General features: G+C 72.1%; 12 protein-coding genes. 7 read left to right on the top strand and 5 right to left on the bottom strand.

What is annotated here, in order from left to right:
• Positions 1-522: 522 nt before the first annotated feature.
• Complete coding sequence (locus ACFY36_RS15960; RefSeq protein WP_499746701.1) at positions 523-1998, top strand: sensor histidine kinase; 1476 nt, start codon at positions 523-525, stop codon at positions 1996-1998.
• On the opposite strand, the gene ACFY36_RS15965 is transcribed toward ACFY36_RS15960, so the two are convergent.
• Positions 1982-3844, bottom strand: a complete 1863-nt coding sequence (locus ACFY36_RS15965) for a sensor domain-containing diguanylate cyclase (protein WP_499746702.1) — start codon at positions 3842-3844, stop codon at positions 1982-1984. The genes ACFY36_RS15960 and ACFY36_RS15965 overlap by 17 nt on opposite strands.
• A 35-nt stretch (positions 3845-3879) precedes the next feature.
• The gene (locus ACFY36_RS15970) at positions 3880-5472 is read right to left on the bottom strand and encodes a methyl-accepting chemotaxis protein (protein WP_499746703.1); all 1593 of its coding nucleotides are present in this window, start codon (positions 5470-5472) and stop codon (positions 3880-3882) included.
• A gap of 56 nt (positions 5473-5528) precedes the next feature.
• Here ACFY36_RS15970 and ACFY36_RS15975 point away from each other — a divergent pair, with 56 nt between their 5' ends.
• Positions 5529-7532, top strand: a complete 2004-nt coding sequence (locus ACFY36_RS15975) for an MDR family MFS transporter (protein ID WP_499746704.1) — start codon at positions 5529-5531, stop codon at positions 7530-7532.
• A 16-nt stretch (positions 7533-7548) separates the two neighbouring features.
• Positions 7549-8139: a TetR/AcrR family transcriptional regulator gene (locus tag ACFY36_RS15980; RefSeq protein WP_499746705.1), complete on the top strand. Its 591-nt coding sequence runs from the start codon at positions 7549-7551 to the stop codon at positions 8137-8139.
• On the opposite strand, the gene ACFY36_RS15985 is transcribed toward ACFY36_RS15980, so the two are convergent.
• Genes ACFY36_RS15985 through ACFY36_RS15995 form a run of 3 tightly spaced genes read right to left on the bottom strand, consistent with a single transcriptional unit; the run spans position 8111 to position 10505 of the window.
• Positions 8111-8896, bottom strand: coding sequence for an alpha/beta fold hydrolase (locus tag ACFY36_RS15985; protein ID WP_499746706.1), 786 nt, complete (start codon positions 8894-8896; stop codon positions 8111-8113). The genes ACFY36_RS15980 and ACFY36_RS15985 overlap by 29 nt on opposite strands.
• A gap of 21 nt (positions 8897-8917) precedes the next feature.
• On the bottom strand, positions 8918-9799 hold the full coding sequence (locus ACFY36_RS15990) for a hypothetical protein (protein ID WP_499746707.1): 882 nt from the start codon (positions 9797-9799) through the stop codon (positions 8918-8920).
• Between the two features lie 25 nt (positions 9800-9824).
• Positions 9825-10505 carry a DUF6345 domain-containing protein gene (locus ACFY36_RS15995; RefSeq protein ID WP_499746708.1) on the bottom strand — a complete coding sequence of 227 codons (681 nt, stop codon included), beginning with the start codon at positions 10503-10505 and terminating at the stop codon, positions 9825-9827.
• A 192-nt stretch (positions 10506-10697) separates the two neighbouring features.
• Here ACFY36_RS15995 and ACFY36_RS16000 point away from each other — a divergent pair, with 192 nt between their 5' ends.
• The 4 genes from ACFY36_RS16000 to ACFY36_RS16015 all read left to right on the top strand — a co-directional run bounded on the left by ACFY36_RS16000 (position 10698) and on the right by ACFY36_RS16015 (position 16665).
• Complete coding sequence (locus tag ACFY36_RS16000; protein ID WP_499746709.1) at positions 10698-11930, top strand: RNA polymerase factor sigma-54; 1233 nt, start codon at positions 10698-10700, stop codon at positions 11928-11930.
• A gap of 63 nt (positions 11931-11993) precedes the next feature.
• A complete protein-coding gene (locus tag ACFY36_RS16005) occupies positions 11994-13469 on the top strand; it encodes a hypothetical protein (RefSeq protein ID WP_499746710.1) in 1476 nt (491 codons plus the stop codon).
• Between the two features lie 3 nt (positions 13470-13472).
• Complete coding sequence (locus ACFY36_RS16010; protein WP_499746711.1) at positions 13473-14816, top strand: hypothetical protein; 1344 nt, start codon at positions 13473-13475, stop codon at positions 14814-14816.
• Between the two features lie 13 nt (positions 14817-14829).
• Positions 14830-16665, top strand: a complete 1836-nt coding sequence (locus ACFY36_RS16015) for a hypothetical protein (protein WP_499746712.1) — start codon at positions 14830-14832, stop codon at positions 16663-16665.
• Position 16666 lies beyond the last annotated feature (1 nt).

Consider the following 16666-nt stretch of genomic DNA (forward strand, 5'->3'; position numbering starts at 1 on the left):
GCGCCGGAAGGCTCGTCCGGCGCGCAAGGCCCGTCCGGCGCAAGGCCCGTCCGGCGCAAGGCCCGTCCGGCATGCAAGGTCCGTCCGGCGCGGAGGGCGCTTCGCGGAAAGACCGGAAACGGAGGGCCGGGCGCGGAGACGGAAAGGCTGGAGAGGGAGGAACCGGGCGCGGAGGCGGAAGATCCCCCGACGGAGGACCGGGCAGGGAGGCGGCGGGCGTGGAAGACGCCCGGGAAAAGGTGGCGGGCGCGGAATGCGCCGGGAAAAGGTGGCGGACGCGGAAAACGCCGGGGAAAGGCATGCGGGCCAGGCGCAGGCTTTCCGGAGGGAAGGGCGGGAAGGGCGGGAAGGACGGGAAGTCGGGAAGTCGGGAAGTCGGGAAGTCGGGAAAGGTCCGGGACGGCGCGGCGGGTCGGCCGGGTTGTCCTGTTCCGCCGCTGATGCCCTGATCGTTCCGTGCCCCGTGGGGTCGTGGCGCATCCGTGATCACGGGCTGCGGCCGGGCTCGCGTACCTTGCTTGCGTGATCACGCATGCCCGGTGGACCAGTCAGCGCTGGTTCGCGTCCGTCCTCATCGCCATGGTGGCGCTCATCGCCGTGGCCACTGTGGTCGGTGCGGAGCTCCTCTCCCGTACCACCGAGGTCTCCGACCGTCTCAACGACCGGATCGCGCCGGCCCGCACCGCCGTGGCCGAGCTGACCGCCGCCGTCGTCGGGCAGGAGACCGGTGTGCGGGGTTTCGTGCTCAGCGGCGAGCAGCAGTTCCTCGACCCGTACGAGCAGGGCCGGGCCGACGAGACCCGCCTCGTCGGGCAGCTGCGCGGCCTGCTCGACGGGCACCGTGAGGCCCTGGCCGACCTCGATCTGGTCGAGCAGCGGATGGCCTCCTGGCGCGAGACCGCGGCCGAGCCCCTGGTCCGGTCCGGCCGCGACGATCTCGCCCTGGTCACCCAGAGCAAGACCGCCTTCGACGCCGTCCGGGACCCGCTGGCCGATCTGGATCAGCGCCTGGTCGAGCTGCGCGCGCAGGGCCGCGCCGACCTGCAGGACAGCCGGCAGCTGCGCAACAACGCCTTCCTCGGCCTGGTCGTCGCCCTGCTGCTGCTCATCGCGTCGATCGCCGTCCTGCTGCGCGTGGTCGTCCTGCGGCCGCTCAACGAGCTCAGCGGCTCGGTGCGCAAGGTCGCCGGTGGCGACTTCGGGCACCGGGTCACCCCGCGCGGCCCGGCCGATGTGGCCCGGCTGGCCGAGGACGTGGAGGCGATGCGCGGCAAGCTGGCCGACAGTCTCGCGGCCAGCCAGCAGCAGGCGGCCGAGCTGCACCGCTCGAACGCCGACCTGGAGCAGTTCGCCTACGTCGCCTCGCACGACCTTCAGGAGCCGCTGCGCAAGGTGGCGTCGTTCTGCCAGATGCTTCAGCGCCGCTACGCCGGGCAGCTCGACGACCGGGCCCAGCAGTACATCGGTTTTGCCGTCGACGGCGCCACCCGCATGCAGCAGCTGATCAACGATCTGCTGGCGTTCTCCCGGATCGGGCGGATGTACGACGAGCGGGAGCCGGTGGACCTGAACGAGCTGGTGGGCCGGGTCGAGGACACGCTCGCGCTGACGATCGAGGAGACCGGGGCCGAGGTCGTACGCCCGAAGCTGCCGACCGTGCCCGCCGACGCCACCCTCATGACCCAGCTGTGGCAGAACCTGCTCGGCAACGCCATCAAGTTCCGCCGCCCGGACGTGCCGCCCCGGGTCGTCATCACCGTGGACGAGGACGACGAGAAGTTCACGTTCGCCGTACAGGACAACGGCATCGGCATCGAGCCCGAGTTCGCCGAGAAGATCTTCGTCATCTTCCAGCGCCTGCATCCGCGCGACGTCTACTCGGGCACGGGCATCGGCCTGGCCATCTGCAAGAAGATCGTCGAGCACCACGGCGGGCAGATGAGGCTGGACACCGCCTTCACGGACGGTGCCCGCTTCGAACTTACGCTGACAAAATGACCACGGCTTCCCGTACGGCGTTACGGCCGCCCTCTTTCGCCTGGTAGAGCGCGTCGTCGGCCCGCGACAGCAGCTGCTCGACGGTCTCGTGGCCGTCCCACGTGGCGTACCCGATGGAGCAGGTCTCCGCCCCCGGCGTCGCCTCACGGACCCGGTCGAGCACCTGGGCCGCGTCCGGCGCCGGGCAGTCGGGCAGGGCCATCGCGAACTCCTCGCCACCCCACCGCGCGATCAGGTCGCTGTCGCGCAGCGCGTCGGTGAACGCGACCGCCGTGTGCCGCAGCAGGTCGTCGCCGGCCGGGTGCCCGTAGGTGTCGTTGTAGCGCTTGAAGTGGTCGAGGTCGGCGATGGCCACGGTCAGCGGGGCGCCGGTGCGCCGGGCCTGCGCGATGAGCCGGGGCAGCTGGGCCTGCCAGGCGCGACGGTTGGCCAGCCCGGTCAGCGTGTCGGTGTAGGCCATCCGTTCCAGGTGGCGCAGCAACTGCTCGTGTTCCAGCGCGAGCGCCGTCTCGTCGGCCAGCAGCGACACCGCACGGGCCCGCCGGTCCCCGACGTCGTCGAGGCGGTGGGCCCACGACACGCAGAGCACGGCGATGACCGAGCCGTCGGCGATGACCGGCTGCCACAGCAGCGACCGGGCCCGGGTGAGTTCGAGCAGCGCCGGGGAGACGATCGGGTCGGCCGCCGGGTCGGCCCGGAAGACCGGCTCGCCGGTGCGGTAGACCTGGGCGCTCATCGAGGTCAGGGCCATCGAGATGCGGGTGCCGACCAGGTGCGGGCTCGACGCCGCGGTGATCACGAGTTCCTCGGTGGCGGTGGCCGGCTCCAGCAGCATGACGCCGTCGGAGGCGGCGAGCTGGCGGACGGCGTCGACGATGTTGGTGCGCGCGTCCTCACCGGTGCGGATACGCCGGGCGACGCCGGCCACGGCCGTCAGCAGCCGTTCCGAGTCACGTGTGGCCCGCTCGGCCTGATAGCGCGCGGTGACGTCCTGCATCTGCACGAGGATGAGGTCGGCGTCGGTGCGGCTGAGCGTGATCCACACCCAGCGCGTGTCGTCGTCCGGCCGGCAGAACCGGACCTCCATGCGGGCCACGCCGTCGGCCGCGGCCGCGATCCGGCGGGCGATCTCGTCGAGGTCGAAGCGGTCGTCCGGGTGGGCGTGCGTGAAGACCTCCGCGCCGACCACCTCGTCCTGGTCACGGGCGAGCAGCCGGCACAGGGCCGGGTTGACCGTGAGGAACCGGCCGTCGGGCCCGGACAGGCCGATGCCCGCCGGTGACGCCTCGAAGATGCCGCGGAAGCGCTCGGCGGCCGCGGTCAGCTCGTCGCGCATGGCCCGGATCTGCCGCTGCCGGCGGATCAGGCTCAGCCGCAACAGGGTCCCCATGGTCAGCGCCAGCCCGAACTGGATGCCGTAGTAGGTCAGCTCGTCGGTGTGCAGGTCGTCGCGCAGCAGCACGGCGACGATCCAGCCCACGGTGGCGGTGGCCGCGGCCGCGACGGCGATGCCGGTCGAGCTGACGGCCACGCCGAGCCCCACCATGATCAGCATGAGCATGCTGGTCTGGTGCAGCTCACCGGTCACGAACAGCGGCACCAGGCCGTTGAGGACCGGGATGAAACCGAACAGGCTGAGCGCGGCCGGCTGCCGGCCCTTGCGGGGCCGCCGCACGATCGCGGCGCCGACGGCCAGGACGGCCGCGCTGCACCAGGCGAGCCCGGACAGGACGACCTGCGCGGTGCCGTCGAAGATCATGACGTCGACCACGGCCAGCAGCATGAAGAAGGCAGCCAACGACCCCAGCACCCATCTCGTGCTGCCGGCGTCCAGCGACCGCGTCACACCTACCTCGTCGGCAGCCGATCCCGATTACTGACTCAATAACGGAACCGGGACACGAGAGCGCTCAGATCGGTCGACATGGTGGCCAGTTCGGCCGTCGCCTCCCGGGAGCGGGCGATGCCCTCGGTGGTCCTTCGGGCGGCATCGGCCACGCCGGTGATGTTCTCGGCGATCTGGCCGGTGCCCGAGGCGGCCTCGGTGACGCTGCGGTTCATCTCGGCCGTGGTGGCCGTCTGCTCCTCGACGGCCGAGGCGATGGTGGTCTGGAAGTCGCTGATCCGGGCGATGACCCGGCTGATCTCCTCGATCGCGGTGACCGCTCCCCCGGTGTCGGCCTGGATCGTCTCGACCCGGGCCGAGATGTTCTCGGTGGCCCGGCCGGTCTCCTGGGCCAGGTCCTTGACCTCGGAGGCGACCACGGCGAAGCCCTTGCCGGCCTCACCGGCCCGCGCGGCCTCGATGGTGGCGTTGAGGGCGAGCAGGTTGGTCTGCTCGGCGATCGAGGTGATCACCTTGATCACGTCCCCGATCTCGGCCGACGACTCGCCCAGCTTGGTCATGGTCTGCGAGGTGCTGGCGGCCAGGCCGACGGCCTCGTTGGCGACCTGGGCCGCCTCGGCCGCGTTCTGCGAGATCTCCCGGATCGCGGCGCCCATCTCGTCGCTGCCGGCGCTGACCGCGTCGACGCTGCGGGAGATCTGCTCGGCCGCGGCCGAGACCGTCTCGGCCTGCGCCGAGGACTCGTCGGCGGACAGCGCGATCTCGCCGCTGGCCTGCGACATCCGGTCGGAGGCGCTGCCCAGGGCGGCCGCCGAGGAGTCGATGGTCCGGACCGTCTCGCGCAGCCGGGCCACGGCGACGTCCAGCGAGCGGCCCATCTGGCCGGGCTCGTCGTTCGTGCTCAGGCCGGCCGTGCGGGTCAGGTCGCCCTCGGCCAGGCCGTCGCAGACGTGCTTGACCTTGGCCATCGACCGCACGATCTGACGGGCCACCACCCACCCCATGGCCAGCGCGGTCACCGAGCCGACGACCAGGAGCACGATGGTGATGGTGCGGCTCGTGCCGTACTCGGAGCGGGCGCCGTCGGCGTTGGTCTTCGCGTCGGCGTTCTCGGCCGTGCGCATCCGGTCGAGGTCGCCGGAGACCTCCTCCATGAGAGGGATGACGTCGGTGTCGCGGGCGCTCTGCCAGGCGTCGAGGTCGTTCTTGTCGCCGGCCGGCAGCAGCTTGCCGGTGACCAGCGTGTGATAGGCGTCGAAGTCGTCGGCGAGCTCGGCCAGCTCGGCGTCGGGCACGGCCGGTCCGCTGGTCCGGTACGACGCGAGCGCGTCGGTCAGCGCCTCGTAGTCCTTGTCGAAGGCGTCGCTGTACTGCTTCTTCTGCGCGGCGGTGTCGGACAGCATGTGGTTGGTGACGTCCAGCCGGGACTGGGCCAGCTCGCTGCGGATCTCGCCGACGTAGTTCACGCCGGAGACGTTGCTGGTGTAGATCTGCTCGGCCGAGGCGCTGGTGTTGCTGAGCCCGATCAGGCTGCCGACACCGACGACGACGGCGAGCAGGATCGCCACGCAGACGGCGCCCAGGATCTTCGTCTTGACGCTCAGGTCCGCGAGCACAGCGCTTGCCATGGGAGAAAGCTAGCGATATTCCGGCGCGAAACGCCACGAAACGTGAAACTTAGGGCATGTCCACCGCCACCGCGCCCCCGGTGCTGAGCCGGCGGCAGGTCAACGTCGTCTTCGTCGCCATCCTGCTCGGCATGCTGCTGGCCGCGCTCGACCAGACGATCGTGTCGACCGCCCTGCCGACCATCGTCGCCGACCTGGGCGGGGCCGGGCACATGGCGTGGGTCGTCACCGCCTATCTGCTGGCCGAGACGGTGGCCACGGTGCTGGCCGGCAAGTTCGGCGACCTGTTCGGCCGCAAGCTGGTCTTCCAGGTCAGCACGGTGGTGTTCATCCTCGGCTCGGCGCTGTGCGGCATCGCGAACGACATGCTGGTGCTGATCGCGGCCCGGGTGGTGCAGGGCGTCGGCGCGGGCGGCCTGATGGTCACCGCGATGGCGCTGATCGCCGACGTCATCCCGCTGCGCGACCGCGGCCGCTATCAGGGCGCGCTGGGCGCGGTCTTCGGCGTCACCACGGTCGTCGGCCCGACCCTGGGCGGCCTGTTCACCGACCACCTGAGCTGGCGGTGGGCGTTCTACATCAACGTGCCGCTGGCCGTGGTCGTGCTGATCATGGCCGCGCGGGCCATCCCGGCCGTCCGTACGGCGTCGCGGCCGATCATCGACTACGCCGGCATCGCGCTGGTCGCACTCGGCTCCTCCAGCATGATCCTGGCCCTGTCCTGGGGCGGCAACGAGTACGCGTGGGGCTCGCCGATCATCATCGGCCTGTTCGCGGCCGCAGTCGTGCTGCTGAGCGCCTTCGTCATGGTCGAGCTGCGCGCGGTCGAGCCGATGCTGCCGATGCACCTGTTCCGCAATTCGGTCTTCACGGTCTGCTCGACGCTGAGCTTCATCGTCGGCTTCGCCATGCTCGGGGCCATGACGTTCCTGCCGACCTATCTGCAGTACGTCAACGGCGTCTCGGCCACCGCGTCCGGCGTACGCACCCTGCCGATGGTGGCCGGGCTGTTCCTGACCTCGATCGGCTCCGGCATCGTCGTCTCGCGCACCGGCCGCTACAAGGCCTTCCCGATCGCCGGCGGGGCGATCCTGGCCCTCGGGCTGTTCCTGATGTCCACCATGGACGCGGCGACCAGCACGTGGCTGGAGTCGCTCTACATGTTCGTGCTGGGCGCCGGCATCGGCCTGTCCATGCAGGTGCTGACGATCGCTGTGCAGAACACCGTCCCGTACGCCGATCTCGGGACCGCGACCTCGGGTGTCACCTTCTTCCGTACGCTCGGAAGCTCTTTCGGCACCGCGATCTTCGGGACCCTGTTCAACAACAAGCTGACCCCGTCGCTGGAGTCGGCTCTCGCCGCCGATCCGGGAGTGTCGCCCTCGGCCGCGGCCAGTCCCGAGGCCCTGCACGCGCTCACCGCGGCCCAGGCCGCGCCGATCATCAACGCCTACGCCGAGACGATCGGGTACGTCTTCCGCTGGGTCGTGCCGGTCGCCGTGCTCGGCTTCCTCATCGCCTGGCTGCTCAAGGAGGTGCCGCTGCGCGACAGCGCCAAGGCGGCCGCGACCGACGTGGGCGAGGGCTTCTCGCCGCCGCAGCCCGACGACCGGGTGGCCAAGCTGGAACGGGCCATCGGCGACGCCGTGCGCGACCGGGCCGTGCTCGACACCATCCTCACCTCCTCGGGCGCCGATCTGCGGCCGGCGCAGGCCTGGGCGATGGGACAGACCCACATGCGCAGCCGTACGGCCGGACAGGCCGGCCTGGAGTCCATAGCCCGCGCCCACCGGGTCCCGCCGGAGGTCCTCGAACCGACCTTCGCCGACCTGTGCGACGCCGGCTACGCGCGCCGCGACGGCGACACGGTCACCCTGACCCCGAACGGCGAGGAGCAGCTGGAGCGGGTCAAGGGCGCCTGGCGCAACTGGATCGACGCCAACCTCGACGACATCACGCTGGCCGGCCCGGAGGACCGGGCCCTGATGGACCAGGCCCTGCACAACGTGGCCCGGCGCCTGGCCGACGAGGAGCCCTCACGGGACACTTCGGCGCGCTGACGGATAGGCTTCGGGCGTGGAAACGCCCGAGCCAGCAGCGCCCCGGCGCCGGGACGCGACCCGCACCCGGCAGCTGCTGCTCGACGTCGCCAAGAAGCTGTTCGCCCGCGACGGATACTCGGCCACGACGGTCCGCGACATCGCCGACGAGGCCGGCGTCAACGTGGCGCTGATCAGCCGCTACTTCTCCTCGAAGGAGGGCCTGTTCGAGGCCTGCCTGTCGAGCGCGGTCAGCGAGCTGCGCCGCGACTCGGGCGAGATCGCCCTCGACGACGTGGCGGCCGACATCGCCCGGCGCATCACCACCTCCCGCGACGACCAGAGCATGACCGAGTCGATGCTCCTGCTGCTGCGCACCTCGGGCGACGAGCGGGCCGAGCAGATGCGCCGCGGCGTCATCCAGGCGATCAGCGAGCGGCTGGCCGCGGCCTGCTCCCCCACCGCCCCCGACGGCCTGCTGCGGGCGCAGCTGGTGCTGGCCACCTCGCTGGGCATCGTGGTGCTGCGGTCCTCGCTGCGGGTCGAGCCGCTGACCTCGGCCGGCGAGCGGGAGCTGACCCCGCCGCTGACCGACGTGATCAACGCTCTTCTGCGCGCACCCTCCTGAGCCAGTCCGCGACCAGCGGCCCGGTCACCTCGGGGCGCTCCAGCGGGGCGTTGTGCCCGGCCGCGTCGAGCACGGCGAACGTGGCCCGCGGATAGTCCTCGAGCACCCGCCACGCGTCCCGATAGCCGACGATGGCGTCCTGGCGGCCGGTCAGCAACAGCGTGGGACCGTCGTACCGGCCGCTCCCGGGCCCGGGACGGACGCCGTAGGCGGCTTCGATCCGCTGGGCCGCCGCGGGGTCGGCGGCGAGGATCCCGGGCAGCACGAACTCGCGGAACCGCTCCCAGTCCCCGGCCGACTCGACGACCGCCTCCTGCTGGTAGAGCTCCCGCTCGGTGGCCGGCAGAGAAGACATCAATTCACGATCTTCTTTGAGTACGGTCCGTGGGGGCAGATCCCGGTCGCCGCGCTCCGCCACGATCGCCGGGCACAGCAGGCACAGCCCGAGCACCCGCTGCGGCATGCGGGACGCCAGCGCCCGGGCCAGCATGCCGCCCCACGAGTTGCCGACCAGCGCGAACCGCTGGTCACCGAGCTCGGCGCCGATGAACCGCACCAGCTCGTCCACCACGTCGCCGCTGCCGTTCAGGTCGGCGCGTCCCGGCGTACGGCCGAAGCCCGGCAGATCCGGATAGATCCGCTCCCAGCCGGGCTCCCCGTCGAAGACCTCCTCGAGCGGCAGCAGGATCCGGTGGTCGACCCCGAACCCGTGCAGGAGGAGCACCGGCGTTCCGTGCCCACGACGTTCGACGTACATCAAAAGATCATAAGTCTCCCGTCAGAAGCCGGTGAAGGACGTGACGACGGTGGGGTTCGCCCGTACACCCAGTTCTTTCATGTCCTTCGAGCTCAGATCGACGGCCGGCAGGTAGAGGCGGAAGACGTCGGCGTCGAGCTCGGAGCCCTCGACCTGGCCCGCCGCCAGATAGACCGGCACCAGATAGCGCTGCGACATGCTCGGCCCGGCCGAGTAGTAGCCCAGCTCCAGCCGCCGGATCCGCAGCTGCATCCCGGCCTCGAGGACGCCGGTGAAGCGACGGTCGCGGCTGAGCCGTTCGACCGCCTGGTACGGGTGGATCACGTCGACCTGCCCGTCGGGCTGCACGGGCCGGGAGAAGTAGGCGACGTCGCTGGGCTCCTCGTAGTCACTGAACGCGATCCGCACCTTGGCCCCGGGCCCGAAGACCTCCAGCTCGTCCAGGGTGGGCCGCAGCGTCACGGCGACACCGACGCGCTGCGAGCGGGCCTCGGTGTCCGGCCCGTCGCTGAACGAGGCCACCTGCTCGCCGACGTGCGCGACCCGCAGCTCGGCCCGCGGCTCGAAGGTGCCGGCCACGAACCGGCGGGCCAGCTCGGCCGCCTGCTCGTCGCCGGGCACCCGGTCGCTGGTGATCTCCTGATAGGCCCGCGACCGGTCGGTCCACCAGACCGAGTCGGTGGCCAGGTAGACCTCCAGGGCCGCGGTCTCGGTCAGATAGACGATCCGCTCGCCCAGGTCGGCCGGCTCGCCGCGCAGGCCGAAGTGCTCGCGCCAGCGCTCGGCCCGGCGCATCAGGTCGTCGCGCAGCTGCCGGGACGACGTCTCGCCCTCGGCGCGGTAGACGGTCACCGGGCCGGGCGGCCGCTCGAGCTCGGGCTCGACGTGGACTCTCTTGGTCACGGTCGGCATCTCGGTCTCCGTTCCCTCAGCAGGTGCCGCGCGCGTACGCGAGCATGGTCGGGGTCGACGGGTCCGGGCTGACGAAGCCCTTGCCGTGCCAGTGGTCGTTGTAGGTGTTGGTGCCCTCGCCGTCGGCGCGCAGATAGGCCCACGACACGTCGTCGTCCTCGGTCTCGACGCAGGCCCGGATCCACGCCTCGCGGACGGTCCAGCCCTGGTTGAGGCGGTCGGCGAACTTCTCGCCGCGGTCCTTCACGTCGTACGCCGTGGTGTGGAAACCGAGGATGTAGTGCGCGCCCTTGAGCGTCGGCCAGCCCCACCGCTGGAAGACGAACCCGTTGTCGTGGGCGAGCATCTCGCACCCGTCGATCACCAGCCACTCGAGGTCCTGGTTGCCCAGCCGCATGTTCGAGGCCCGGGCCGTGCCGTCGTCGAACGTCTTCACCCCGAACGAGGCGCCCGAGCGGGAGCCGTGCCCGGAGAAGAAGACGATGTCGACGTTGTCGGCGTAGAGCTGGTCGGTGCCGGCCGCGGGCTTGCCCGCGCCGCTCTCCTCGAAGTCCTGGTCCCAGGCCAGGTCGTCGCCGTACTCGAACCGGCGCAGTCCCTGCAGCCGGTTGTAGAACCCCCGGGCGTTGTTGTCGTTGTTCGACAGATTCGAGCTCGCGGAGTGGTAGTCGTTGACCCACTCGATCCCGATCGTCACCGCCGGTGCCTCCCGTCGATTGCCGTTTCCCGCCAGGCGCTGTCATCGTCACGCCGGGCGCGGGCGGCCCGTACCGGCCAGTCGTCAAACCGACGGGGGGTTCGCGGCCGCCGGTGTCGGATCACGGACGGCAACGGCCCGGCGGCCCGACCTGGCACGGATCCTGCTGGGAGTCGGGCCGGGAGGTGCACGGTGTCCGTCTCGTTCGAGCTCGCCATGACGCCACGCTTCGGGCTGGAGGTGTCGCCCGCGCTGATCGCCTTCGGTGAGCTGCTGATGCTGCCGTACGCGGCGCTGCGCGACACCGTCGAGGACGAGCTGAGCGCCAACGCCGAGCTGGAACGCCTGGAGACGGGCGAGTGCCCGGTCTGCCGGGGCTCGTGGGCGGCCCGCTGCCCGCTCTGCGGGGTGCCGTCCCGCGGTGGCACGGACGTGGGGCCGCCGGACATGCCGGACCGCGACACCGACGTGGCCGCCCTGCGCCGTCTGGTGCTGGCCGAGGTGCCGGCGGCCGACCGGCCGCTGGCCGACTATCTGGTCGACTGTCTCGACCAGCACGGGCTGTTCGACCGCGATCCGGTGTCGCTCGCGGCCGGCCTCGGCGCCGACCGGGTGGCCGGGGTGGTCGCGGTGATCCGCCGCTGCGGTCCGCCGGGGGTGGGCGCGACCGGCGCCGCCGAGTGCCTGCTGCTGCAGTTGGAGGCTCTGCGCCTGCCGGACGACGCGATCGCCCGGCGGGTGATCGCCGATCATCTGGCCGCGCTGGGCCGCGGGCATTTCGCGGCGATCGCGGAGGCCCTGGGCACCAGCCGGGAGCAGGTCCGCGCGGTGCTCGAGCTGATCCGGCGGCGGCTGCGGCCCTATCCGGCGTTCGACGGCGGCGCCGCGCCGCCCGCGTCCTACGTGGTGCCGGACGTGGTGATCCGGGCCGACGGGGACGAGTTCCGGGTCGAGCTGGTCGAGGCGGCCCTGCTGCGGCTGCGGGCCCGGCCGGGCGGTCCCGGGTCGGCCGCGGCCCGGATGTTCCTGTCCCAGCTGCGCGACCGGTGGGCCACGCTGCGGCGTGTCGTCGAGCATGTGGCCCGGCGCCAGCACGCGTTCCTGTCACACGGCGCGGCCCATCTGGTGCCGCTGACCCGGGCCGAGGTCGCGGTGGCGCTGGACGTGCACGAGTCGACGGTGAGCCGTGCCGTGGCGGACAAGTACGCGCTCATGCCGGACGGGACGACCAGCCCGCTGTCCGCGTTCTTCTCCGGCTGCGGCGGGGCCGACGAGGCGCTGCGCCGCATCCTGAGCGCGTCGCGGGGGCGGCTCTCCGATCAGCAGGTGGCCGAGAAGCTGCGGGCCGAGGGGTTCAGCATGGCCCGCCGCACGGTCGCCAAACACCGCGCGCGGCTGGGTTTCACGGCGGCCGCGCTGCGCTGAGCGCGGGCTGGCCCGGTTCTTGCAGTTCTCCCCGGTGCATCCGCATGACGATGGGAGAGCTCGATGTTCGAGACCGGGACGGCCGGCGAGTACACCGCCGAGGCCGAGATGAACCAGAGCGAATATCCGGCGGCGCCGCAGGGCGAGGACGAGTGGGGCCGCCGGCGGCGGCACTGGCGCCGGCGGCGCCGCCACTACGACTACGACGACGATGACGAGTCGCAGTCCGCGCAGTCCGAGGAGCAGTTCCTGCCGTTGCTGCCGCTGCTGGCCAACGTGGTGCCGGCGGTGCTGGGCGCGCTCGGCGGCGGCAAGCGCGAGGCGGAGTACGAGTACGAGGACGAGGGTGAGGACGAGGGCGAGGAGCAGTTCATCCTCGGCAAACTCCTCAAAGGCGTACTCGGCGAGGGCGAGGGCGAAGAGCAGTTCATCCTCGGCAAGCTCCTCAAGGGCGTGCTCGGCGAGGCGCCGGAGCGGGAGAGCGGGCCCGTGCTCAGCCCTCAGCAGGAGGCGGAGATGGCCTCGCGGCTGCTCGAGGTGAACAGCGAGGAGGAGCTGGGCCGGCTGCTCGGCAGCATCGTCAACGTGGTCGGCCGGGCCGCCCAGGGTGTGCAGAACGCCGCCCGGACGCCGCAGGGCCGCGCGGTGATCAACGCGGTCACCCCGGTCATCCAGGCCGCCATGCCGGGCAACAGCGAGCCCGGCGAGATCTTCGAGTCCGAGACCGGCGGCATGAGCCAGGAGCAGGAGATCTTCGAAACGGCACGGCAGGCCGTACGCCTGACGGCGGCGACCGCCCAGCACGCGGCGGCCGCTCCCCCGGGTGCGCCGGCCGAGCTGGTCGGTGAGCTGGGCCTGATCCGGGCGGCGTCGCGGTTCGCGCGGCCGTTCCTGGGCCGGGCGGTGCGCCGCGTCTTCGGCGGCCGTTCCCGGTTCGGCTACCGCCCCGGCTATCGCGGCTTCCGGCCCGGTTACCGCGGCGGTTACCGAGGTGGCTACCGCTACGGGCACCCCTACCGCCGTTACGGTCGGCCGTGGGGCTACCGCGGTCACCGCTACGGTCCCGGCTACAGCTATGGTCCCGGCTACGTCGATGGCCCGCCGCCGCCCGAGCCCTCGGGCCCGCCGCCGGCCGGACCGCCGGCCGGACCGCCGTCGTCGCCACCCGAGCCGCCGCAGCCCGGCTTCCGCTGGGTCGCCGTGCCGATCGGCGCGCCCCCGCCGCCGAGCGTCCCGCCCGAGCCCGCGGCCACGCCGCCCGCACCGCCCTCCGGCGGAGCTCCCCCGGACGCGCCGCCTCCCCCCGGGCCCACGTCGGGCGAGTGGGAGAGCCAGTACGGCGAGACGCCCCCCGGCCCGTACGGCGAGATGCAGTACGGCGAGATGCAGTACGGCGAGACCCAGTACGGGGAGACCCAGTACGGCGAGTTCCAGCCCGAATATCCGCAGGGCGAATGGGAAGCGCCGCAGAACGGGCACGGCGACGGCGGGGGCCGCTGGGTCCGCCGGGGCGGCAAGATCGAGCTGCTGGGCGCCTGAGCGATGACCGTTCACCCGTCCGCCACCCGGTTCGTCGAGGAGGAGACGCGCGCGCTGCTGACCCGGCTGAGCCTGGTCCGGCCGTTCGTCCTCCAGGAGACCTCGGTCGCCGCCGCGGCGCTGTCACCGGCCGCGCTCGCCGGCATCGAGGATCACCTCGTGGCCGGCCGGCGCGACGTGGGCCGGCGCGGCGAGGACTTCCTGCGCTGGCTGGCCGGCCCGGGCGCGGCGGCGCCGGCGGCCGAGCAGCAACGCCGGTTCTGGACGTTGCGGATCGCCTTTCAGAACGCCCTGTCGCAGTTCGACCTGTTCTCCGAGGTGATCACCCAGCGCAGCGAGACGGGCAACGGCGTCATGCTCTCCGGGCTCGACGTGGCCGCGGCCGAGGCGCTGCGCCTGCCCGGCGGGCTGGTCGAGGGGCCGCCGGTGGTGTGCGCGCTGCACCGCGGGCTGGGCGGGGCGATCCGCCGGGTACGCACGAGGCTGCCCGGCGGCGGCGAGAACCCGGTCGCGATCATCCGGATCCCCCGGGAGCGGATCATCGGTTTCGGCGTCGCGTCGTCGCTGGTGCACGAGGTCGGCCATCAGGGAGCGGCGCTGCTCGGGCTGGTCGACTCGCTGCGCACCGGATTGCGCCGGCACACCATGGGCGCCCGGCACCGGGCCGCGTGGCGGCGCTGGGACTCCTGGATCTCGGAGATCGTGGCCGACTACTGGGCCGTGGGCCGCATCGGCGTCGGTTCCACGCTCGGGCTGATCGCCCTGGTCAGCCTGCCGCCGGGGTTCGTCTTCCGTCCGGCCGACGACGATCCGCATCCGGTGCCGTGGATCCGGGTGCTGCTCAGCTGCGCGATCGGCGACCGGCTCTACCCGGATCCGCAGTGGCGGCGGCTGGCCGCGGTCTGGCGGCGGATGTACCCGCCCGGCGACCTGCCGCCGGACACCGCCCGGATGCTCGCCGACCTGGAGGAGACCATGCCGGACCTGGTCACGCTGCTGGTGCGGCACCGTTCGCCGGCGCTGCGCGGGCGGCCGCTCGGCGAGGTGCTGCACAACCCGGAGGTGCACCCGGCGGCCCTGCTGCGCCGCTTCCACGACGGCGGCGCGGACCCGCGGCGGCTGGCCGGCGCTCCTCCCACGCTGGCGTTCGCCCTGATCGGCCAGGCCCGCGCGGCCGGGCTGCTCGGCGCGGCCCGCGAGGCGTGGCTGCTGCGCGAGCTGATCACCGACTGGGCGATCACCAGCACGCTGGCCACCGCGCGGGCCGCGGTGCCGACTTTCGTGGGCCAGCCCACGATCTGGGCGGATCCCCGCAGGACCGGCCATCACCTTTCCCTCGCGATCTGATCGGAGAAGAACCATGTCGGAAGACACCATCCGGGTCGGCAGCCTGAGCGCGGAACGGCAACTGACGCTCACCGCGAGCCCGGACAACATCACCGCCGGCGGCGTCGTGCAGCTCATCGCCACCTCGGCCAGGCTGACCGGCGAGTACGACGTCACCTGGCGGGTGGAGGGCCCGGTCACGCTGCCCGAGGGCGGCCTGGGCATCACCAGCATCACCGGCCGCCACCACGATTTCGGCGACGGCGAGGACGAGGAGGGCGACGGCCCGGTCATCCGGGCCACCCTGGACACCTCCGCGCTGGCGGTGGGCCAGTGGACCGTACGCATCGATCTGGAACGCACTGGTTTCGTCGAAGACGGGGAGGTGAGCCGCCGGCACCCGGTGTGGGCCAGCGACCGGTTCCGGGTGTCGCCGCGGCCGTTCACCGCCGGCGACGACGTCTCGGTGTCGATGCGGCGCGCCGCCGTGACGCCGACCACCGACCAGGCGCTGTGGGTCTCGATCCGCAACAGCACGGCCAACATCAGCTTCAACCCCTACATCGATTTCATCGACCGGGTCTGGCGCGAGAGCGACCCGGCGCGCAGCGCGCTCAACGGCCATCGCTCGCAGCTGCGGCGCGTCGAGCGGCGTACGGCCCTGCCGTTCCCGCACGTCGAGCGCTACCGGCTGCTCAAGGCGGCCACCGAGGTCTTCCTCATGATCAACGTGCGGACCGATCCCGGCGACTTCCGGCACGTCGACCTGGAGCAGGAGAGCGCCCGGCTCAACCGCGACGTGCGCCCGGGCGAGCTCGAGGAGCAGTTCCGCCGCTATCTGGTCGGCACCCCGACCGGCGACGGCGGCGACCTGGACGTGCTGCCCTATCTCGACCTGGTGCGCCGGGCGCTGGGCGACGTGCCGGTGGTGGGCCTCGACGGCCACCACGACGAGGCGTCGCTGGCCTACGGGATCCTGGCCGAGAAGCTGACCCGGCCCGTGCTGATCGAGCCGATCCACGAGTACTGGCTGGAATGCGGCGGCCTGATGCGCACGATAAACGCCATCACCTGGCGGTTCCAGAACCGGGCCAACCCCCATCCGGGGCGCGACCCGCTGGCCGGCGTCGACATCGACCCGCTGCGGCCGCTGAACAACGTGCTCTGGGGCTGGCTGCGCGACGCCGACCACCGGCTGACCGAGGCCCAGCGCCGCGACGAGTACAAGCACCACTACGGCCTGCCGCCCGGCCCGTCCGACCGCCGGCTGGCCGACACCCGGACCCGATTCATGGGCGCCTTCCACAGCCTGCTCGCCGAGTGCCTGCGCTTCTACGAGGACGACGACCTGACCGTGAAGATCGCCAACGGTTTCGACGTGCTCAACAGCCTGAAGGAGACCCACCTGCTGCTCACCCAGGGCGCGCACAACCAGTACGGCGACCTGCCGTGGACGGCCCGGCACGAGTTCCTGATGGCGCAGTGGATCCTGAGCCGGGCCGAGATCCGGGACTTCCTGCCGCACCAGATCATGGTGGACACCCCGGAGACCTGGATGCGCTCGGTCGACTCGATGAACCGGCTCCAGCGCTGGTCCGACGTGTCGGCCCAGCACTACCGCGACCTGGCCGAGTTCGCCGAGCAGTTGCTGCTGGGCATCCGGTTCGGTGCGTGGACGTCGGTCAACGACCCGGATCAGGCCGCCAACTGGGCCCGCTACTTCCGGCGCGAGGTGCAGCAGTACTGCCACGCGTACCAGGCGGTGACCGGGCAGGGCGTGCACCGGCGGGCGCACTCGCCGGCGGCGCTGGGACGTGAGGCGTCCAACGGCTACGCACGGCGCCCGCAGCAGTCGGTGTTCCCCGGCTGAC

This window comes from Actinoplanes sp. NPDC000266, assembly GCF_042899005.1.
Taxonomy (GTDB): Bacteria; Actinomycetota; Actinomycetes; order Mycobacteriales; family Micromonosporaceae; genus Actinoplanes.